The sequence below is a fragment of the Cohnella pontilimi genome, assembly GCF_005049045.1.
Lineage (GTDB): Bacteria > Bacillota > Bacilli > Paenibacillales > Paenibacillaceae > Cohnella > Cohnella pontilimi.
Window position 1 is genome coordinate 31,214 of the sequence record NZ_SUPK01000001.1, and the last position, 21,210, is coordinate 52,423.

General features: G+C 50.7%; 23 protein-coding genes and 1 pseudogene. 22 read left to right on the forward strand and 2 right to left on the reverse strand.

Annotated features, from left to right (window positions below; genetic code table 11):
• Positions 1-5 precede the first annotated feature (5 nt).
• From E5161_RS00220 to msrB, 12 genes are all read left to right on the forward strand, one after another.
• The gene (locus E5161_RS00220; protein ID WP_169306523.1) at positions 6-467 is read left to right on the forward strand and encodes a GNAT family N-acetyltransferase; all 462 of its coding nucleotides are present in this window, start codon (positions 6-8) and stop codon (positions 465-467) included.
• A 68-nt stretch (positions 468-535) separates the two neighbouring features.
• Positions 536-952, forward strand: coding sequence for a metallothiol transferase FosB (fosB, locus tag E5161_RS00225; protein ID WP_136775596.1), 417 nt, complete (start codon positions 536-538; stop codon positions 950-952).
• Positions 953-1,006: 54 nt separating this feature from the next.
• Entirely contained in the window at positions 1,007-1,621 is a 615-nt protein-coding gene (locus E5161_RS00230) for a LysE/ArgO family amino acid transporter (protein ID WP_136775597.1), read from the forward strand.
• 21 nt (positions 1,622-1,642) lie between these two features.
• A complete protein-coding gene (locus E5161_RS00235) occupies positions 1,643-2,203 on the forward strand; it encodes a GNAT family N-acetyltransferase (RefSeq protein WP_136775598.1) in 561 nt (186 codons plus the stop codon).
• A 16-nt stretch (positions 2,204-2,219) separates the two neighbouring features.
• Positions 2,220-2,840 (forward strand): class I SAM-dependent methyltransferase, encoded by a 621-nt coding sequence (locus E5161_RS00240; RefSeq protein WP_169306524.1) that lies wholly within the window; start codon positions 2,220-2,222, stop codon positions 2,838-2,840.
• A gap of 37 nt (positions 2,841-2,877) precedes the next feature.
• Positions 2,878-3,174 (forward strand): antibiotic biosynthesis monooxygenase family protein, encoded by a 297-nt coding sequence (locus E5161_RS00245; protein ID WP_136775600.1) that lies wholly within the window; start codon positions 2,878-2,880, stop codon positions 3,172-3,174.
• A gap of 22 nt (positions 3,175-3,196) precedes the next feature.
• On the forward strand, positions 3,197-3,733 hold the full coding sequence (locus tag E5161_RS00250) for a hypothetical protein (RefSeq protein WP_136775601.1): 537 nt from the start codon (positions 3,197-3,199) through the stop codon (positions 3,731-3,733).
• Positions 3,705-4,226 carry a GNAT family N-acetyltransferase gene (locus E5161_RS00255; RefSeq protein ID WP_136775602.1) on the forward strand — a complete coding sequence of 174 codons (522 nt, stop codon included), beginning with the start codon at positions 3,705-3,707 and terminating at the stop codon, positions 4,224-4,226. Before E5161_RS00250 ends, E5161_RS00255 begins: the two co-directional genes overlap by 29 nt.
• Positions 4,227-4,253: 27 nt before the next feature.
• The gene (locus E5161_RS00260; protein ID WP_246042037.1) at positions 4,254-4,754 is read left to right on the forward strand and encodes a GNAT family N-acetyltransferase; all 501 of its coding nucleotides are present in this window, start codon (positions 4,254-4,256) and stop codon (positions 4,752-4,754) included.
• A 66-nt stretch (positions 4,755-4,820) separates the two neighbouring features.
• Positions 4,821-5,573 (forward strand): molybdate ABC transporter substrate-binding protein, encoded by a 753-nt coding sequence (gene modA / locus E5161_RS00265; protein ID WP_169306525.1) that lies wholly within the window; start codon positions 4,821-4,823, stop codon positions 5,571-5,573.
• Positions 5,574-5,594: 21 nt separating this feature from the next.
• Positions 5,595-6,263 (forward strand): molybdate ABC transporter permease subunit, encoded by a 669-nt coding sequence (gene modB, locus E5161_RS00270; protein WP_136775605.1) that lies wholly within the window; start codon positions 5,595-5,597, stop codon positions 6,261-6,263.
• Positions 6,264-6,313: 50 nt separating this feature from the next.
• Entirely contained in the window at positions 6,314-7,297 is a 984-nt protein-coding gene (msrB, locus tag E5161_RS00275; protein WP_281279819.1) for a peptide-methionine (R)-S-oxide reductase MsrB, read from the forward strand.
• 27 nt (positions 7,298-7,324) lie between these two features.
• On the opposite strand, the gene E5161_RS00280 is transcribed toward msrB, so the two are convergent.
• Positions 7,325-7,519, reverse strand: a complete 195-nt coding sequence (locus E5161_RS00280) for a hypothetical protein (protein WP_136775606.1) — start codon at positions 7,517-7,519, stop codon at positions 7,325-7,327.
• Between the two features lie 117 nt (positions 7,520-7,636).
• A complete protein-coding gene (locus tag E5161_RS00285) occupies positions 7,637-7,816 on the reverse strand; it encodes a hypothetical protein (protein ID WP_136775607.1) in 180 nt (59 codons plus the stop codon).
• 113 nt (positions 7,817-7,929) lie between these two features.
• Between E5161_RS00285 and E5161_RS00290 the strand changes: the two genes are divergently transcribed.
• The 10 genes and pseudogenes from E5161_RS00290 to E5161_RS00340 all read left to right on the forward strand — a co-directional run bounded on the left by E5161_RS00290 (position 7,930) and on the right by E5161_RS00340 (position 21,054).
• Positions 7,930-9,738 (forward strand): ABC transporter substrate-binding protein, encoded by a 1,809-nt coding sequence (locus tag E5161_RS00290; protein ID WP_169306526.1) that lies wholly within the window; start codon positions 7,930-7,932, stop codon positions 9,736-9,738.
• Positions 9,739-9,845: 107 nt separating this feature from the next.
• Complete coding sequence (aspA, locus tag E5161_RS00295; RefSeq protein ID WP_136776359.1) at positions 9,846-11,279, forward strand: aspartate ammonia-lyase; 1,434 nt, start codon at positions 9,846-9,848, stop codon at positions 11,277-11,279.
• A gap of 35 nt (positions 11,280-11,314) precedes the next feature.
• Positions 11,315-12,742, forward strand: a complete 1,428-nt coding sequence (locus E5161_RS00300) for an NAD-dependent malic enzyme (protein WP_136775609.1) — start codon at positions 11,315-11,317, stop codon at positions 12,740-12,742.
• A 174-nt stretch (positions 12,743-12,916) separates the two neighbouring features.
• Complete coding sequence (locus E5161_RS00305; RefSeq protein WP_136775610.1) at positions 12,917-14,389, forward strand: mechanosensitive ion channel; 1,473 nt, start codon at positions 12,917-12,919, stop codon at positions 14,387-14,389.
• A gap of 100 nt (positions 14,390-14,489) precedes the next feature.
• A complete protein-coding gene (locus E5161_RS21005; RefSeq protein ID WP_136775611.1) occupies positions 14,490-14,588 on the forward strand; it encodes a sporulation protein YjcZ in 99 nt (32 codons plus the stop codon).
• 468 nt (positions 14,589-15,056) lie between these two features.
• Positions 15,057-16,802 carry a ribosomal protection-like ABC-F family protein gene (gene abc-f / locus E5161_RS00315; RefSeq protein ID WP_425456417.1) on the forward strand — a complete coding sequence of 582 codons (1,746 nt, stop codon included), beginning with the start codon at positions 15,057-15,059 and terminating at the stop codon, positions 16,800-16,802.
• A 7-nt stretch (positions 16,803-16,809) separates the two neighbouring features.
• Entirely contained in the window at positions 16,810-17,526 is a 717-nt protein-coding gene (locus E5161_RS00320) for a glycoside hydrolase family 25 protein (protein ID WP_246042038.1), read from the forward strand.
• A gap of 811 nt (positions 17,527-18,337) precedes the next feature.
• Positions 18,338-18,832, forward strand: a complete 495-nt coding sequence (locus E5161_RS00330; RefSeq protein WP_136775614.1) for a VOC family protein — start codon at positions 18,338-18,340, stop codon at positions 18,830-18,832.
• A 176-nt stretch (positions 18,833-19,008) separates the two neighbouring features.
• Positions 19,009-19,617 (forward strand): annotated as a pseudogene (locus E5161_RS00335) (aminoglycoside 6-adenylyltransferase); the annotation flags it as partial.
• A gap of 87 nt (positions 19,618-19,704) precedes the next feature.
• A complete protein-coding gene (locus E5161_RS00340) occupies positions 19,705-21,054 on the forward strand; it encodes a glycosyl hydrolase family 18 protein (RefSeq protein WP_136775616.1) in 1,350 nt (449 codons plus the stop codon).
• The last annotated feature ends 156 nt before the right edge of the window (positions 21,055-21,210 follow it).

Below are 21,210 nucleotides of genomic sequence, written 5' to 3' on the forward strand. Positions count from 1 at the left end.
CGCCGATGACCCGAGAATATGCAGAAGAAATATGCGGGTGGAAATACGCCGCTCCGTATGACTTTTACAATATGGAATATACCGAGGAAGCGTTAGCCGAGTTTCTCAACGGCGAGTTCTATGTTGCGATCGACTCGATGGGCAACAGGTTCGGGTTTTTCTGTTTCGGTCATGCCGCAAGGGTGCCGGGAGGATACGCAGCCGGGATATATCAAGATGAGGAGCGCACGGACGTCGGTCTTGGGATGGCGCCTTCTTTCACAGGTCGCGGACTGGGACGTGATTTTGTAGCTGCAGGTCTGGAGCACGGAACGATGAACTTAGGGCTGAGCAAATTCCGGTTGGTAGTGGCGAGCTTTAACTTAAGAGCCATTGAAGTATATCGGAGAAATGGTTTTCAAAGCCGGAACACGTCCTTAAGCGATGTTCACGGAAAACCGATACAGTTTTTACATATGGAAAAGTAATCGGGCTTCGTAGCCGCTTGCGATTGGGAAACAGTTAGCCATAAACTGATGCTCGGAGGAGTCACGCCGTGAACGTTCAGGGAATTAACCACTTCTGCTTCTCCGTGTCGGACTTGGAGAGATCGATTCGGTTTTATCAGGAAGTATTAGGAGCAAAGCTCTTGGTAAAAGGCCGGAAGTTGGCTTATTTTGATTTGAATGGCCTTTGGATAGCCTTAAATGAGGAGGACGTCGATCGGAGCCGGAACAATCGAACTTATACGCATATTGCGTTTACAGTAGATGATGAGAATTTCGACGGATTGATGCAACGGCTGAAGGAATTAAAAGTTGAGGTTCTGCCGGGCCGAGTACGAGACGAGCGAGATAAAAAGTCGGTTTATTTCTTGGATCCGGATGGTCACATGTTCGAGTTTCATACCGGCACGCTGCAAGACCGACTGGATTATTACAAAGCGGATAAGGATCATATGATTTTCTATTAGGCGCATCTGCGAAACCCGCCATCCAAGTTGAACCGGAGAGAAGAGGCTGACACCATGTTGCCCGCACTGTTGCACGGATTTATTCTCGCGATTGGTTTAATCATTCCATTAGGAGTGCAAAACTTTTTCATTTTCTCACAGGGGGCGACCCGAAACAGATTTTCTTCCGTCGTTCCCATTGTCATATCCGCCTCGTTATGCGACACCCTGTTGATCTTACTGGCAGTGTCGGGCGTGTCGCTTGTCGTCATGAATTTTGTGTGGATGAAGACCGTCTTGCTTGTGCTTGGAATTTTGTTCTTGCTGTATATGGGCTTCCTCAGTTGGAGAGACAAACCGGTGACGAGTACGAACCAGCCGGAGCGGCCGACTCAAGTGGGGAAGCTTGTCCTTTACACCGCTATGATTTCGATTTTGAATCCCCATGCGATTTTGGATACGATCGGTGTGATCGGGACAAGCTCCATGGCTTACGAAGGCGAAGAAATGGTGGCTTTTACTGCGGCTTGTATCTTCGTGTCCTGGTTGTGGTTCTTTTTATTGGCCGCTTTGGGCCGACTGATCGGCAGCAAGGATCCGACAGGCAAGCTGGTGCTCGTACTCAACAAAATTTCAGCCATTGTCATGTGGACAGCGGCAATATACTTATTTAGACAGCTGCAGTTTTGATGAAGTAAAGGCGGTTGAAACATGAGTCAACAATTAAGTTCCTCTCGATTGTTGGAATTGAAAGTGGTTGATGAGAGTTATGCGGACAAGGTGCTGGAATTTGTAGTCCGTAACAAGCAGTTTCTGAAGGAATGGGAGCCGCTGAGGAACCCGACCTTTTACTACTTGGAAGCGCAGAGACAACTGCTTATCGACGACCGGTTGAGCATGGAACGAGGAAATCTATTTAAAGTGTGGATGTTCAAAAAGGATCAACCGGATCAAATCATCGGATCGGCAACACTCAGCAACATTGTGAGAGGCGCATTTCAGTCCTGCCATCTCGGTTATCGAATCGATCAATTCGAGCAGAACAAGGGCTACATGACGGAAGCCGTCGGGCTCCTCGTGCGCTATGCCTTTGAACTGCTGAAGCTTCACCGTATCGAAGCCAATATTATGCCGCGTAATAAGGGCTCTCTTCGAGTGGTGGAGAAGCTGGGGTTCCAGCACGAAGGATTGGCGAGAAAATACTTGAAGATCAATGGGAAATGGGAAGACCACATCCACATGGTGCTGTTGAATGAGGAGCTCGAGACATAGGAAGGGAAGGGATTCCATGGGGATCAAAGAAACGATCGCGCGGCATTTGAGACAGCCTGCCGGATTCGTGGGCAAACTGGTCGGGTTATTGATGAACAAAGGCAATGACTTCATGAACCGCTTCACGATCGGAATTGTGGATCCCAGACCCGGCGAAAGCATCCTCGAGATCGGATTCGGCAATGGGAAGTACATACATGAAATCGCGTCGAAAATGAAGACCGGGTTCGTGGCGGGCGTCGATTTTTCCAGTACGATGGTGGAACAGGCGAGAAAACGAAACAAAGCTTATATCCTGCAAGGTCTAGTGGACATCAACCTAGGCGAAGTGAATCACATCCCGTTCGAGTCTGAAACGTTCAATAAGGTGTTCACGGTGAATACGATCTACTTTTGGCCGAATCCTGCGAATGACATCCGGGAAATTCACCGGGTGCTGAAGACGGACGGCCAGTTGGTCGTTTCGTTTCGCTCCAAAGAAAGAATGGAGAGGCTGGAGTTTACGAAGCACGGATTCAAATTATATGATCCCGAGGAAGTCATAGAGCTGGTAAGGGCGGCGGGGTTCCGGGAGATTCGATCGGAATCCGCGGCGGATCGAGTTATGGACGTTCATTGTGTGATCGCGGTGAAGTAAGGAAAAAGATCAAGGTCTCTTGAAAAGAGGGATAGCGATGATTTTGGAAGTGGCCACGCTTAAAGTAAAGCCGGGGACGAGCAGCGATTTTGAGAGCAGCTTTCGGAAGGCGTGCAAAATATTGACCGCGGCAGAGGGATACATCGATCACGAACTGCACAAATGTGTGGAGGAAGCGGATAAATATATTTTGCTCGTAAGATGGAACAGACTCTCGGATCACACGGTCACCTTCCGGGATTCGGAAGGGTATCAGCAATGGAAAGCTTTGCTGCATCATTTTTACGATCCGTTCCCTACGGTAGAACACTATGTACAGATCCACACGAAGTAACTAAGCCAACCAGGTGATGATCATGAACGAATCGAAGCATCGCTTGCTGTTTCTGTGGCTTGTCCTTCTAGCATTCGTGAGCATATGCCTGCTCGCCCTGATTGATTTGTTTACCTATCGGGCAAGGCCCGGCGGGCACCTCTCGGGAAATGGGAATCCGGCCGCTTTGTTCATGATCCCTTTTTTCTTGGTCTATATTGCGTTTGTCGCTGTTCTGGGAACTTCTTCGAATATTGTGTTTCGCAGGGGATTTTTTCAGAGGAAATTCGCTGCCGAATGGGTCTGTATCCTCATCATTATCGGTATTTCTTTGTGCGGACTTGAGAAGCTCTATATTACTGAAATCTTGGCCACATTAGGCGGGGGACCAAGCAATCCCCAGTCGATGATCTACGGATGGTCGAGGTTTAACCAGTATACGAACAACATTTTCATCAATTACATCACGTTCGCACTAGGCGTCCTTATTGCAATTTTGACCGGGTACGCAACGGCATTAATCCAATATATCAAGGACAAGGAGGAACGAATTGAACATTCGAACGGAAACACGGGATGATTTCGAAGAAGTGCATGAATTGCACGTCGCAGCTTTCGGAAAGCGGGAAGACGAGGCGCTCTTGGTCGAACGAATTCGTCAATCGGAAGGTTTTATACCGGAACTGTCGATTGTTGCGCAGTTGGATGGTAACATAATAGGACATGCACTTTTCAGCCGGGCCTCCCTCCTCGAAGGTTCAGAAGTAAAGCCAGTGATCGTTCTGGCTCCAATCGGCGTCACTCCTGCCAAGCAAAAAAAAGGTGTAGGCGGCCAACTCATTCGAGAAGGCTTGAAAAGATGCGGGGAGCTCGGGTACGGCGTTGTGCTGCTGATCGGCCATCCTTCGTACTATCCGAAATTCGGCTTCTGGCCGGCAAGGGGCTTCGGTTTGGAACTCAAGCAATTTAACGTGCCGGATGAAGTTTTCATGGTTTGCGAAGTCATCGAGGGGGCGTTGAACCAAGTGAAAGGCGAGCTCCAATATCCAACGGCTTTTTTTGATAATAACTAAATGTCCGAAACAAAAGGAGAACCAGCATTGTCAGAACAATACCACATCGAAGATGCGACGCTCGCGGATCTGCCGACAATCGTCGAGATTTACAATTCCACCATCGCCGGACGCATGGTGACCGCGGACCTTGAGCCGATTACACTAGAAAGCCGTTACCGGTGGTTCGAAGAGCATACGCCGGATCGCCGTCCGCTATGGGTCATGAAAGATCAGGGAAAAATTATCGCTTGGCTCAGCTTCCAGTCGTTCTACGGGCGGCCGGCCTACAATGCCACGGCTGAGCTCAGTATTTATATTGCGGAAGATTATCGCGCCAAGGGAATCGGGAGCCTGTTCCTGGATCGGGCGATCGGGGCATGCACGCGGCTATCGATTACGAGTTTGGTCGGTTTCGTGTTCGGGCATAACGGACCGAGCTTGGCGCTTTTGAAAAAGTTCGGATTCGAGCAATGGGGACTTCTTCCGAAAGTGGCGAAAATGGACGGCATCGAGCGGGACCTGGTCATCTTGGGCCGGCGCGTTTAGGTCAACAAAGAAGCGGGGGATCAGATGCCGAGACAAAGCATGATTACCCTCCCAGGATATGTAATATTGCTCGCATTCATGGTCTTTTTGACTTCATCGTGCGGCAGGGGCGGTGAACCGGGCGGCAAAATGATTCTAGTATCCGCCGCGGTCAGCCTGAAAGAGAGTGTCGAAGAAATCGCGGCTGCCTACGAAAGCCGTCATCCCGATATCCGGATCCGGTTTAATTACGGTTCGTCCGGTACGCTGCAGAAGCAGATTGAACAAGGAGCACCCGCCGATCTTTTCCTATCGGCGGGACGCAAGCAAATGGACGTGTTATCGTCTCAAAACCTTGTAAAACAAAGCACTCTTGCACTCACTAACCGATTGGTGTTAATTGCTCCGGCAGATACGAAGGGCAGCGGCAGCGTCGCCGAACAATTGCTTGCTCCCGGAATCCGTAAAGTGGCAATGGGTGAACCCGATTCCGTACCCGCGGGAGAGTATGCACTTCAAGCGATGAAGGTACTGGGGATGTGGGAGAAGCTTCAATCGAAGCTGGTGTATGCGCACGACGTACGTCAGGTGCTCGCCTACGTGGAAACCGGAAACGCGGACTTCGGGTTCGTCTACCGGACGGACGCGATTCACTCTCGGAAGGTCAGGTTGGCTGCCGAAATTCCGGAGACGAGCCACGAGCCCATCGTATATCCCTTTGGATTGCTGTCCGGCTCGCGGCATGAGAAGGAAGCGGCCGATTTTTTCCGGTATTTGAATTCGGAGCCGGCGATGAAAATTTTCGAAAAGAACGGATTTATAACAACTCAAAACACGTAATGGACGGCAGATGGTGATCTCATGCGCTTTGAATGGAACGAATTCGCGTCACCGGTTTGGATATCCGTACAAGTGGCTCTTGCCGCGAGTCTGATCGTGTTCGTACTCGCGCTTGCTGCGGCCAAATGGATGGCAAAAGCTCGGTTCATCGGGAAATCCACGATCGAAACGCTGCTGCTTCTCCCCTTGGTGCTGCCGCCTACGGTGGTCGGATTCGTGCTGCTCATGCTGCTCGGCAGGCGAAGCTGGATCGGGGAAGCTTATGAATGGCTGCTCGGTCAGCCGATCGTTTTCTCATGGACGGCGGCCGTGATCGCGTCTGTCGTTGTGGCTTTTCCGCTGGTTTATCGGACGATGAAGGCGGGATTCGAGGAAGTGGACATGGAGCTCGAAGATGCGGCACGCTCGCAGGGTGCGACCGAGTGGCAGCTGTTCCGCTGGATTACGGCTCCGCTGGCCTCTCGCTCGTTGACAGCGGGCTATTTGCTCGGCTTTGCCCGCAGTCTCGGAGAGTTCGGCGCGACGCTGATGATTGCGGGAAATATCCCGAACCGCACCCAAACGATCCCGACGGCGATTTACGTTGCGGTGGATGCCGGGAACGTGCAGCTCGCGTGGGCGTTGGCGGGTGCGACGGTCATGCTCTCGTTCCTCATGCTGTTGGCCGCGGGGCGCCATTCGAAACGGTGACGGATTTCGTTTACAATCAAGGTAATGAATCCGATAAGAGGTGAGATCAATTGACAGAAAATAAAGGGCATCCAGGAGAGTTGGAGCTTGCGACGTTTGCGGGCGGCTGTTTTTGGTGCATGGTGAAGCCGTTCGATCAGATGCCGGGGATTATCAAGGTTGTATCCGGCTATACGGGCGGTCATACGGAGAACCCGACCTATGAGGAAGTTTGCTCCGAAACGACGGGACATGCCGAGGCGGTACAAATTACGTTCGATCCGGCTGAATTTCCTTATGTGAAGCTGCTGGACATTTTTTGGAGACAAATCGATCCCACCGACCCGGGAGGGCAGTTCTACGACAGGGGCTCGTCGTACCGTCCCGCGATTTTTTACTCCAACGAAAAACAGCGGGAGGAAGCGGAAGCGTCCAAGCGAGCACTGCAAGAGAGCGGCAGGTTCGATAAGCCCATCGCGGTGGAAATCGTACCGGCGTCCACTTTCTATCCGGCGGAAGGTTATCATCAGGACTATTACAAGACCAACCCGCTGCGTTACCGGTATTACCGTGAAGGCTCGGGACGCGATGCGTTCATAGCGCGGCATTGGGACACGAGAGAGGATCGCGAGAAGCTTCGCGGGCGACTGACGCCCATGCAGTTCGAAGTGACGCAAAATAACGGGACGGAGCCGCCATTTCGCAATGAATTTTGGGATAATCATGAAGAAGGCCTGTATGTCGATATTGTTTCGGGAGAACCGTTATTCAGTTCTTTGGACAAATATGACTCGGGCTGCGGATGGCCGAGCTTTACGAAGCCTCTTCATGAAGGCAGCATCGATGAGAAACAAGATGTCTCGCACGGCATGATTCGTACGGAAGTGAGAAGCCGGGAGGCGGATTCACATCTCGGTCACGTATTCCCGGACGGTCCGATCGAAGCTGGAGGATTGCGTTACTGCATCAACTCCGCGTCGCTGCGGTTTATCCCTGTCGATGAGCTGGAGAAGGAAGGGTACGGGAAATACCGCAAGCTGTTCGACGAGAAGTAACGGGGTTAAAAAGGAAAAAGGCGGTCGTCACTTCCAAGAAGTGTCGAGCCGCCTTTTCTTGAACCATCTGTTCCATAACGTTGGCGCTGTTTCGTTTAACCGCAGCGCGACGTCAAACATGGAACCGCTCTGCTTCCGATAGAACCCGACATGCCTATTCAGTTCCTCATGCTTCTGACGAATCATTTTTTCTACGATGTATACGTTTTGATTTTGGATCACTTTGTGTCCCCCCTTTGGCTTACATGGATCATTATGCGGTTCGGAAAAGAGGAAATATAGGGAAAACATATTTTAAACTGATTTCCCCTAAAGGCAATAAAAAGAGCGGCCGTCACTTCAATGAGTGCCGAGCCGCCTGCTGCCGAACCATTTGAGCCAGAATCCGAGGTGCTTGAACGTCAATCCGCGGTTTGTCTTGGACTTGACGTATACACCTTCGCGCATGTTGCGGTCGAATTCCGATAGGCGGTACTCAAACATTTTTTCAACTTCATACGTGCTATTCGGTTGGAACATGGAAAATTTCACCTCCTGTTGATGACTTCCTCATTATGCACTCGCCAAAAGGGGATTAAAAGTGTAGAATGAATGTAAATTGTTTCCCCTTTTTTTCATTATGGAGGGATAGGATGCAAACGGCTACAGCGGAACGTTATTTGGACTTATATGCTCGATTCGCAAAAGGTGAAGGCGCCGGTTCATCGATTGAGGTGTCGCTTGAGGAACTCGCCGAAACGTTGTTTTGCACGACACGCAACGTGAAGCTGGTGCTGCGCCGGATGGAGGATGACGGTTGGATTCGTTGGGAACCCGGCCGGGGAAGAGGGAACCGATCAAGGCTCACTTTCCGTTCGGAGCGGGAGAGTCTGCTCCTTGAAACCGCTCGCAATATGGCGCAGAGAGGAGATTACAAGCAGGCGTTCGAACTGATCCATACGCATGGAGGAAGTTCGGCGGTGAAGGACCGGTTCACCGAATGGCTGGACCTTCACTTCGGATACCGGACGGAAACCCCGGACGGCAAGCGGGAGGTGGATACGCTTCGGCTCCCCGTTCACACGCCGATCGTCACGCTCGATCCTTCGGAAGTCTATAATGCGTTCGATGCGCACATTATAAGGCAGCTCTACGATCGTCTGGTGCAGTTCGATCCGGCGACGGGCCGGGTCATGCCGACGGTGGCGCATTCGTGGGAGCACAGCCCTGACGCCACGGTGTGGCATTTTCATTTGCGCAAGGGCGTACGTTTTCACCACGGAAGAGAATTGACGGCCGACGATGTGATTTTCACGATTGAACGGATGAGAAAAGGTAAAGCGCACAGCTGGATGCTTCGCACACTGGTCAAGGCGGAGGCCGTCGGCACACGAACGGTACGCATCGAGCTGGCCAAACCGAACCGCATTTTTCACCGTTTCATGAGTTCCGCGGCGGTCAGCATACTCCCCCGGGAGTTGGTGGAGCGGGATGAGGAGCGTTTTTGGAAATCGCCTGTAGGTACCGGTCCTTTTTGCGTCACGGAGTGGAACGACGAGCGATTCGTCATGGCCGCTCATACGGACTATTACATGGGGCGTGCCCATTTGGACGGCGTCGTCATCGCGTTTATGCCGGAAGAGCATGGGGATAGCTCCCGCAAAAGCTGGGAGAAGCTGATGTTCGACCAAGATCAGCAAGAAAGCAATCCGGAAGATGATTGGGCGACCGTCGAAACACTTACGAACGGGTGTACGTTGCTGACCTGGAACCTGGTGAAGGAGGGGCCGCAGCAATCCGTGCTTTTCCGCAAAGCGATCGACCTGCTCATCGACCGGCCGGCGATGATCCGCGATTTAGGAGGCGACCGCAGGTATCCGGCTCGCGGATTTCGACCGGACGAGAAGACGAGGGAGCGAAAGTTCGGCAGCGATGTGGAGCTGGCCAAGGCGCTGCTCAGGGAAGCTGGATACGACGGCTCTCCGGTAACGATCGTCGCCAAAGGAATACATGAAGCGGACGCTAATTGGATTCGCAAGCGCTGTGCGGAATACGGCGTCAACATTGCGGTGAAGTCCAGCCAGTGGACCGATAGCTGGAAGACGGATTGGGTAAGGGAAGCGGACGGTATTTTATACAACATTGTTTTCGCCGAAGATGAAGTGTGTGAAATCGAAACCTATGAGCAGGCCGGCAGTTTCCTGAAGGAGCATCTGGATCAGAAACTCCGTGAGTGGGCTGCCGGTAAAATCGATCAGGCGCTTGCCGCCCGTTCCACGAACGAACGCCGCAAGCTGCTCGGGGAAATCGAGGAACGAATCCGCGAAGAAGCGCATGTGCTGTTCCTCATCCATAAAACGACCAACACCACGTACCAGCCCGGCATTAAAGGCGTGACGATGAATCCGCTCGGTTGGATCGATTTTAAAACGGTATGGGTGCAAAACGCATCTTTAAGGTAAAGGAGGAAAAGTGGTCCTTCTCACCGAAGTCGAGGGGGGAGTAGCTCTTCGACTTTTCTGTTATAATGAATCGGTATGACAGCGCCTACAAGGGGGCAAGTTGGATGATGCAAAGTCGTATAGAAAAAGATTTTCTGGGAGAAAAGCAAGTTCCGGCGGAAGCGTACTACGGAATTCAAACGATGCGTGCGGTGGAAAATTTTCCGATCACCGGTGTACCCATCCATTCCGAGCTGCTAGCGGCATTGGCGCATGTGAAGAAAGCGGCGGCCCGCGCGAACGCCGATTTGAGATTGTTGCCGCCCAAGATCGCGGAGGCGATCATTCAGGCCTCGGATGAGGTGATTGAAGGCAAATTTGCCGATCAGTTCATCGTGGACTCGATTCAAGGAGGCGCCGGAACCTCGATCAACATGAACATGAACGAGGTGCTTGCCAACCGGGCACTAGAGCATTTGGGATATGCCAAAGGCGACTATTTTCACTGCAGTCCGAACAATCATGTGAACATGGCGCAGTCCACGAACGACGCCATACCGACCGCGTTGCGTATCGCAACTTACCGGCTTACACAGACGCTGCTGGAAGCGATGAATGCGCTGGTGGATGGCTTCGCGCGCAAAGAGAAACAGTTCGACGACGTCATCAAAATGGGCCGCACCCACCTTCAGGATGCGGTTCCGATTCGCATGGGACAAGAGTTCGGCGCGTACCGGCGCGTGCTGGAACGGGATATTGCGCGTATCGCACGCGCGGCGGATAATTTGCTCACCGTCAATATGGGGGCGACTGCCGTCGGCACCGGGCTGAACGCGAAAGTCGAATATATCGGAATGGTCGTGTCCTTGCTGGCGGATGATTTGCACATCCCGCTTCGTCCCGCCGAAGATCTCGTGGATGCCACTCAGAACTCGGATGCTTATACCGAAATATCCGCTTCGCTCAAGGTCTGCGTTGTGAATTTGTCCAAAATATGTAACGATATCCGCATGATGGCGTCCGGACCAAGAACGGGACTGGGTGAACTCTTTCTGCCTCCCCGCCAGCCGGGTTCTTCGATCATGCCGGGCAAGGTCAATCCGGTTATGGCGGAAGTGGTCAATCAGGTCGCTTTCCAGGTCATGGGCAACGACCATACGATCTGCATGGCGGCGGAAGCCGGCCAATTCGAGTTGAACGTGATGGGTCCGGTAATCGCGTTTAACTTGCTGCAGTCGTTGAAAATTTTACGCAACGCGGTGGATGTATTCCTTCGGTATGCACTCGAGGATATGGATGCGAACCGTGAGCAGTGCCGCACCAATGTCGACCGCAGCTTCGGTATCGTGACCGCATTGAACCCCCATCTGGGTTATGAAGTGGCGGCACGCTTGGTTAAAGAAGCGGCGGCATCCGGCATGTCGATCCGCGAGATCATTCTCGAACGTAACATCCTGACGCAAGAAGAAATCGACGTGATCCTCGATCCGGTGCAAATGACGACGCCGGGCATTGCCGGAGAATGGCTGCTTACCGGTCGGGACGCGGACGAAAGCAACTAATCTCCCGATAGCGAAAAGAAAACGGAGGTGCTGGGATGAACGGTTCCTACGACAAGTTCAGCGGGAAAAACATTATCATCCGACTGGAAATGAATGTGGCGCGGAGGTCGTTCGGCGAGGTAGCCACCGTCATCTCCCAAGCGGGCGGAGACATCGTTGCGATCGATATTATCGGAACGACCTCCGATACGACGACGCGGGATTTGACGGTGAACGTAACCGATGGAGGCGATGTCCGGCAAATCACGGATGCGCTGTCGAATTTGTCGGATGTCAGGGTGATCCATGTTTCCGACCGGACATTCCTGCTGCATCTCGGCGGCAAAATCGCTATGGTTCCCAAGACGCCGATCCAAAACCGCGACGACCTATCCAGAGTGTACACGCCGGATGTCGCGAGAGTGTGCCTCGCCATCCAAGAAGATCCGGGCAAGGCGTTCACGCTGACGATCAAAAGAAACACGGTGGCGGTCATCTCGGACGGCAGCGCCGTGCTTGGACTAGGCAACATCGGTTCCCGGGCGGCGATGCCGGTCATGGAAGGCAAGGCGATGTTGTTCAAACAGTTTGCCGACGTGGACGCGTTTCCTATCTGCCTCGAGACACAGGATACCGAAGAGATCATCCGGACGGTCAAACAGATCGCAACCGCGTTCGGCGGCATCAACTTGGAGGATATCTCGTCTCCACGGTGCTTCGAGATCGAACAGCGGCTGCGACAAGAGCTGGATATCCCTGTATTTCACGATGATCAGCACGGTACGGCCGTCGTGTTGTATGCCGCGCTGATCAACGCCTTAAAGTTGACGGGCAAATCGATCCGTGACATTAAGGTAGTTTTGTGCGGCATCGGAGCGGCAGGCGTGGCTTGCGGCAAAATTCTTCTTTCGGGCGGAGTCGGCGAGTTGATCGGCGTAGATAAGGAAGGGATCCTGAACGCCGACGAATCGTACGACAATCCGATGAAAACCTGGTTTGCGGAAAATACGAATCCGAAACGGCTGAAAGGCAATTTGTCCGAATCACTGGTGGGAGCGGACGTGTTCATCGGCGTTTCGGCCGGCGGCATCCTGAAGCGCGAGGACGTCATGCGGATGGCGCCGCAGCCGATTGTTTTCGCCATGGCGAACCCGACGCCGGAAATCCGTCCGGAAGAGATCGAGGACATCGCGGGCGTAGTCGCCACGGGACGTTCGGATTATCCGAATCAGATCAACAACGTGCTTTGTTTTCCGGGCATGTTCCGCGGCGCGCTGGATTGCCGCGCGTCCGATATCAACGAGGAAATGAAGTTGGCTGCGGCCGAAGCGATCGCCTCCATCATCGGGGAACGGGAGCTCAACAAACAGTATATAATCCCAAGCGTATTTAACCAGAACGTTGTACCCGCCGTTCGCGACCGCGTCATCAAAGCCGCCATTGAGACGAAAGTGGCCCGCAGAATTCCGCGTGATTTTCGCTGATTTATGCAGATAGTAATAAGAGAACCCGCTCTTGAGAGCGGGTTATTTTAATATATCATCGGAAGAACCTGTTTTATCGACAGGTTTTTTTCATGTTTTTATTCTTCGTTTGATTCGCGACTTACCGGGTAAAAAAGCAAGAACCCATTACCTGAAGGAGCGTGAACGAATCAGATGAACTACAGGGACAATTGGAATTTGCTTCTGCTGAGCGGAAGTGGAATTGGCAGAATCATCGGAGCGATCGTCGTGCTTCTGGTCGGGCTCTGGATCGCGGGCGTCGTGGGAAAAGCCGTAACCAAGGCGCTGTCCAGAACGAACGTCGACCAAAGGGGCAACAGCTATTTCGGCGAAACGACTTCCGTCAGCAAAGTCATCGGCAAAGCGGTCAAATATTTCATTGTTCTCGTCACCATCATGTTCGTACTGCAGCTGCTCAGTTTCAGTGCGATTCTGGCACCGTTCGGCGGATTCATCGGCTCCATCATGACCTACATCCCGAACGTGCTGGGAGCGGTCATTCTTGCCGCCATTGCGCACATTCTCGGCACGTTGCTCAAAAAACTCGTGATGAATCTCGTATTTTCTCTTTCCCATAGAAGGAATATGGACAAGCTGCTGCAATATCGCGACCTTCTGGGGAATCTGGCTTACGCGTTGGTCATTCTCTTTTTTGCGACGAGCATCCTGAACCTGCTCAACATTCCGGCGATCTCCGGTCCGATTGGCTTGGTCATCGCGATGATCATTAATTACTTGCCTCTCGTCGCGGGAGCCGTCGTTCTCATCATTCTGGGGCATCTCATCGCCAAATTCGTCGGGAATCTCGTCCGTACATTAGCGGCTTCCATGAACCTGCAGCGCTGGACCGGACCAGGCTTCGATGTGGCGACATTCATAGGCAAAATCGTGTACTTCCTCATTCTGTTCCCGATCGCCGTGCAAGCGCTGAATCTGCTGCAGATCCGTTCCATTCAGGAACCGGCGCAAAATATTCTGAATCTGGTCATGTCGTGGATTCCGAAAATCGCGGTGGCCGCGTTTCTGCTCTATATCGGTTACATCATGGCGAAAGTTGTCCGGAATTTGACGCAAACGCTGCTTTCTCCGCTCAAAATCGACGAGAAGGTGGATATGCTGCTGCCGATGCTGAAACGGAATCCCGAGCAGGTTGCTCAGCCTGGTGTATTGGCCGACGCGACTTCGGGAGCTTCCGCTGTGCCGGTTTATCCGGTGACGCGCTGGATCGCCAACGTTATTTCCGTATTAGTGTTCGGTTTCTTCCTGGTGGAAGCCACCAACGTGCTGGATCTGGCTTTCATATCTTCCACGGTAGCCGCTTTGATGGTCATGCTTCCGCGTTTCATTTTGGTGGCGCTGATCATTCTCGCGGGCATCATTCTGGGTAAACTGGCTTCGCAAGCGGTGAGCCCGACCAGCCCGATGAAGAACTTTATCCAGCCGGTAATCATCGTGCTGGCCGTTGTCATCGGCCTGACCGAAATCGGCTTGGCCTCGGTCATCATCACCTCCGGTTATCTCATCGTCATGGGCGCCTTGGCGGTCACTTTCATCATCTCGGTTGGCATCGGCAGCATTCCTGCCGTGAAGCGATACTGGGAAAAGAAACAGAGCGGAAGTGTCTAATAATGGCTTGAATATGCATAAGCCCTGTCCTTATGGCTGCCATCCTCATATGTTGGTGGTGTGATGACCAATCACAAATCCCGACGAGGTGGTGAACACCATGGGTTTCAGCTGTGCAGGTTTCGGCGGTGGTGCAGCGTTTGTTCTCGTGCTTTTCATTCTGCTGGTAATCATTCTTGCTGCAGGTATTTGCATCTAAAAGTACGTCCGTTCTTAAGTAAGGAATAGGCCTTAAATGAGCGGGTTGTCTTTCGGAGATCGAATGTATATACTGGGAGTATTCACAAACGGCAGGAGGTATCCAGATAGACATCATGTGGTCCTAATTCCCGAGTCGGTCATGAACCTGATATTCGATAGGTCGACGACGATGCTCAGCCTAGGCGGCGGAGCGGAATAGGAAACGTGTGTCTATAGGAGCTGACTCCTTGCATACAGCACTTTTGCTGCGCTTACTTGGCGTACGCAGAGGGCTCGTTTTCCTTCATCCGCATATCCGACAATACCGCAGGCCGAGTGCCTGCGGTTTTTTTGTGCCATCTGCACGGTCCCTACCGAATATCGCGTCCCTTGTTTGCAGAAGCAACATCAAATCCATATGCAAAGCGGTGATCGTATGACATTGATTACATGTCGCAATCTACAAAAGTCGTTCGGGGAGCAGTCCGTGCTGAAGAATGTCAATCTGGATATCGCTAACGGCGAGCGGATCGGGCTCGTCGGCGTGAACGGCGCAGGCAAGTCTACGCTGGCCAATCTCATTTACGGTAGTATGACGTCCGATGGCGGTACAATGACGCGACACAAGCGTCAAATGAAAATCGGTTATTTACTGCAGTCGACCTCCTATACCGTCAACACATTCTCGGATATTCTCGTAGACGGAATCGGGTTGGATGACGATTTCCTGGCGCTAACCAGCCATCTGGGTCTTCAGAAGGTAAAGGAGTGGGATGCGGACCGAATCGGGGGCTTAAGCGGAGGCGAACGGACGAAGTTGGCCATCGCACATATCTGGGCATCCAAGCCGGATTTGCTTATCCTCGATGAACCGACGAACCATCTTGATTTCCACGGCGTCGACTGGCTCATCAAGGAACTGCGGTCTTTCGGAGGGACAACGCTGACAATTTCCCATGATCGTTATTTTCTCGATCAATCGGTGCAGCGGATCATCGAATTGGATGACGGGGTAAGCGTCGAGTACGCGGGCAATTACACCTTTTACCGTGAGGAAAAAGAGAAGCGTTTTCGCAGCCAACTGCACCAACATGAAGAACAGCGGAAATATGAGCAGAAAATTGAAGAGGAGATCAACAGGCTTAAAAACTGGTCGGATAAAGCGCACCGCGAGGCGGGCAAGACCGGCAAGATGGCGGATATGCGGGGCACCAAAGAGTTTTATCGAAGCAAAGCGAAGAAAATGGACCAGCAAATCAAATCTCGAATCAAGCGTCTGGAAAAGATCGAAATCGAAGGCGTCCAGCGGCCTAAGGAAGAGGCACAGGTGCGGTTCGAGTTCGAAGCCGGGGGCAAGCGTGGGAAGCGGATCATCGAGGCATCACGGATCGGGAAGACGTACGGAGATCGCGAATTGTTTCAGGACAGCTCATTCTATGTCCAACGCGGAGAGCGAATCGGCCTGCTGGGGCCGAACGGTTGCGGTAAGACGACGCTGATTCGGCTGATTTCCGGCAAAGAACATCCCAGTTCCGGAACACTTTGGGTCAGCCCGACAGCAAAGCTCGCCTATCTCACGCAAGACGTCACGGATCTCGATCCGGAACGGTCGGTGCTGGAGCTGATCAGCGGCTCATTCTCGCTCCGTGACGACGCCGGCAAGGTCCGCACGGTGCTCGCCAACATGGGGATCGAGGAATCGCTGCTTCGGAAGCCTGTCAAGCAGCTAAGTCTGGGCGAACGTACGAGGGTTAAGCTGGCGGATCTCATCATGCGTGAGAAGGACCTGCTTATTCTGGATGAACCGACCAATCATTTGGATCTGGCGAGCCGCGAGCAGTTGGAGGATACGCTGTCGTCTTATAACGGTACGCTGCTCATCGTCTCTCACGACCGTTATTTCCTGGAAAAAACGTGCGATAAGCTCCTCGTATTCGAGAACAATCGAATCATGCGTGTCGAGAGTGGATTTGAGGAGTATATGCAAAAAAGCGCAAGCCGCTCCACAACTGCGCATGATGGCGTGACGCGCCAGCCTGAGCACGACCGGTTGGAGGAGAAGATGAGAGTGGAGAACCGGATCGCCGTCGTGCTTGCGGAACTCGGCTCGCATCTGCCTGGCGGAGTGCAGTATGAAACGTTGGACCGCGAGTTCAAGGAGCTGCTTGAGCGGAAGAAGCGGCTGACGAACACCGAAGGAAACGAAAGGGAATTGCGTTCACATATTGAATAAGTTCTTTATGAAAAACAAAACCATGATGATTTTGGCCATTTTCATGGCGACACTTCTTATCGTGATGTTTCTGGAATATCGGGGAATCGTGTGGCATAACAGCTTGTTTGCCAACAAGTATGAAGTCAAAGGCCTAGATGTGTCTCACTATCAGTCGGAAGTCGATTGGAGTAAAGTGACGCGCGGACATCAATATCAATTTGCATACATTAAGGCGACTGAGGGATCAGATCATATTGATGATTATTTTGAAAAAAACTGGACAAGCGCGAAAGAAAACGGCCTGCTCGTTGGAGCTTATCATTTTTTCACTTCACAAAGTACCGGAGAGCAGCAGGCAAGGAATTTTATAAAGATCGTTCCCAAAGAAGAAGAGAGCTTACCGCCCGTCATTGATATCGAAATCGACACGAACAAAGATGTTCAATTGATGAGAAAAGAAATTAAGGATATGAGTAATCTTCTTGAGAGCCATTATGGAAAGAAACCTATCTTATATGTTACCTATGCGACGTATAACCAATATGTCGGAGATGGATTTAGCGATCATGAAATTTGGATTCGTGATGTCATAAAACCCCCAAAATTAAAGGACCAGAGAAGATGGACATTTTGGCAATACAATAATCGAGGACATATTGCCGGAATAGATGCTTACGTAGACATCAACGTCTTTAACGGAACTCTCGAAGAATTCAATCGAAAATTTAAAGTTGGCGGGTGAACGTGGACTTATCGCTTCAAGGCGTATTTGCGGACCGATCGAGGAAGAGGGCGCGGCGTTAAAAGGAAGTAAGCCAGGATTCGCCGCGCGGATCCTGGCTTTTATGCTGGATAACCATCAAGAAAAAGGCGGTCGTTTAGACCAACTTAAAGGCACAACGTGGACTATTAAATGATTCCGGACATGAGGATAATTACCAACAGAATGAAGAGAACAAGTACAAATGCTGCCGAACTACCGACACCAACTCCCCCGCAGCTGAAACCCATAAATCCCACCGCCTTCGTTTATGATTTGTGATTTGTGATCACACCCCTAAGTTATGTCGATGAATGTAAAGTGGACAGGACTGCTGCACAATTCAGTTTAATTTATGCGCTTGTCTTTGCGACAAGCAGGTTGGTTATTCCTTCAAGGACAATCCATTCTTCAACGGCCCCGTTCCGCAGGATAGCATGCTCCAGCAGCACATGCTGAAATTCTGAAAGCAAGTGGAACTCGCGTTTGCATAAGAATCGAATCAACTTACTTCCCTCATGAAGCATAAGAAGGTGCCGATTCGCACAACCAAGCGTGTGGAGAAGTGGTTCATTCTGCGGGATGCACTCCGATTGATTGAGCGAATGATTCAGCACGTGAGGGCAACAGTCTTGCCTCCGAATCATGTCGCTTCTCGGTATCGAATCGTATGATAATGAATCTGCTTACCTTTTAAACATAGCAATTTGAAAGAAACCATGGCTCATTTTTAATGCTAATCTGTATTGTGTATAAACCTACTAAAACGCTTGAATATTAAGGAGGAAAAATTATGAATAACAAAATCCAAAAAATCACGCCAAACTTGTGGTTCGATACACAAGCCGAACAGGCGGCAGAGTTGTACACTTCTATTTTTAAAAATTCGAAGATAGGAAGAATCACTCACCATGGCAAAAATAATCACGGGATACCAGAAGGAACCGTAATGACTGTGGAATTTCAATTGGACGGGCAAGAATTCGTAGCCTTAAATGGCGGTCCGTATTTCAAATTCACAGAGGCAATATCATTTATCGTGAACTGTGAAGATCAAGATGAATTGGACTATTTTTGGGAAAAACTCTCCGAAGGCGGAGATGAAAAGGCTCAAAACTGCGGTTGGCTAAAAGATAAGTATGGCGTGTCGTGGCAAATTATTCCTTCCACTCTAACCGATATGGTAAGCGACCCAGATCCAGAAAAATCAGAAAGAGTTATGAAAGCATTGCTCCAAACGAAGAGTAAAATTGACATAAAAACTTTGATGCAAGCGTATGAGGGATAAAGTGCACTTTGCCGTTACAGACTGGGGGAAGACCGTACCACGAGTCATTGATAACGGAAAACGTTAGTTCAGAATTTACCGCCTTATGATTGATAGGGCGGTTTTTCTTTTGGCCAGAAATCAACAATCAAGGATAACAGAGCCTATAAAAGAAATGAGGTGACGGTCATTTTACCTATTTGATGATTTTTGAAGATGGAAACCGTATTGACCTGAGCGTAGAATTTACACCTAATACTGATGACGGAGAACCTGCTATTACTCTTCTGGACAAGGACGGGTTTCTCCCCCTGTTACCGGCTCCTAACGACAAACACTGGCATATCAAGCCTCCGACCGAAAAGCTATTTGCAGACTGCTGCAATGAATTCTGGTGGTGCTTGAACAATGTAGGTAAAGGTATAGCTAGGAATGAACTGCCCTACGCCATGAAAATGTTGAATAACTATGTAAGGGATATGCTCAATAACATGCTTGAGTGGTATATCGGCGTAAACAACGGCTTTTCAGTCTCTGTCGGAAAGTTCGGTAAATACTTCAACAAATACCTGCCGGAAAATTTATATGAAATGTACCTAAAAACTTACTCCAATGCTGATTACGATAAACTTTGGACTTCGATATTCACTGCATGCGACTTGTTTCATACCGCAGCCCTGCACGTTGCAGAGCACAGCGGGTACAGCTACAAACAAAGCGAAGAAAACGGGATGATAGGTTATCTGAACAAAATCAGAAGCGAAACGATGTATTCAGCTAACGAGCAGATTAACGCAACTTTGTAAAATTCAAGACGTCTTAAGAACGAGTGAGACAACAGGAGAAAACATTACCTTATTAGTGGGAGGTGCAAGATTATTAAAAGAAAGATTTTGACAGCCTTCATGGTTGTTATCCTCGCGGCGTCCCTCTTTCCTCGGCAAATTAGTTTTGGCAAGGAAAACGGCAATTTTAAAGTCATGGGATACTTTTCCGAATCTCCCTATTTGAATGATCCAATCGATGAAGCTGTTCAATTTGACGGACTGACTCACCTGCTATACGGTTTTTTGAAGCCCGCTTCGGACGGCTCACTTTATCCGATCGGCAAACCCGAAAGATTAAAGGAACTGGTTGAAAAGAGCCATGCGCATGGCGTGAATGTTGTCATTGCCGTCGGAGGGGTGTACTACGGGAAAGAACGGCTGGAAGGTCATTTTGAAGCGCTTGCCGGCAATGACGAAGCTCTTCGGCGGTTTATCCGGGAAGTGCGGGATTTCGTCGAGTTCTATGACTTGGATGGGGTGGAAATCGACTGGGAATATCCCAACGCCAAATCTTCCGCGAAGTATGAACGTCTCATATTGGCGCTGGAAGAAGTTTTGTCTCCCATGGGCAAAACCTTGAGCGCGGCCGTTGCGGCATCCGTCTCGGTAAATACGAAAGCAGAACCGGTACAATCCGTGACAGATATAGCCCTTGAGAACTTGGACTGGTTAAATATTATGGCTTACGATTTGAAGGGAGAGCAGCACAGTCCCTTCTGGTTGGCGGATGTATCCATTCAGTACTGGAAGAAAAGGGGAGTGACCGAGGACCGTATCGTTGTTGGGATACCCTTGTATGCCAGACCAAGTTGGAAGCAATACAGGCATCTGGTGGCTTTGGATAAAGCAAATGCTTATCTCGATTTTGTGCCCGGAGATAAATTGGACTCCTATAACGGTCTCAACACGATCCGCCAGAAAACAAGGCTCGCTCTGAATAAAGGCGGTGGAATCATGTTTTTCGATATACAGGAAGACACCCGGGATGAAACAAGCGCGCTGAAAGCTGCATTGGATATGATCCAAAGGTACGAACAAAATAAGCTCGACGATTATTTTATTGTGGTGGACAATCGCGAGCTGCTGTACGTACCGGAAGAGAAATTGGGAATGCCTTATAAGGACGGTCAGAATCGCATTCAAATCCCGGTAAAGAAAGCACTGGAAACCATTGGAGCAAAAATCGAATACGATGCTGCCTCTCGTACGGTCACTGCAGTTCGTAAAGAGATAACGGTTAAGATCCATATTGGAAGTGATAGACTAGATGTAAACGGTAATAGAATGACCATGGACACCAAAGCCGCGATACAAGAAGGGCGTACCTATTTACCCTTGCGCTGGGTATATGAAAGCTTCGGCTACAAGGTGACCTGGTACGAAAGCAGCAAAACCATTCTGGTGAGTAAAAACTAGTGGAAGCAGCAAATAACGGCTCGGCGCCGAAGAACTTTCGGGACTGACTTTTTTACTCGTTTCGATTTAGCGGATCATCCATATAAGACATAACTCCAGAAGATCACCGCGACCTTAAACTTCATAGTAGAGTGACCTCCATGATGGATAGGTTTT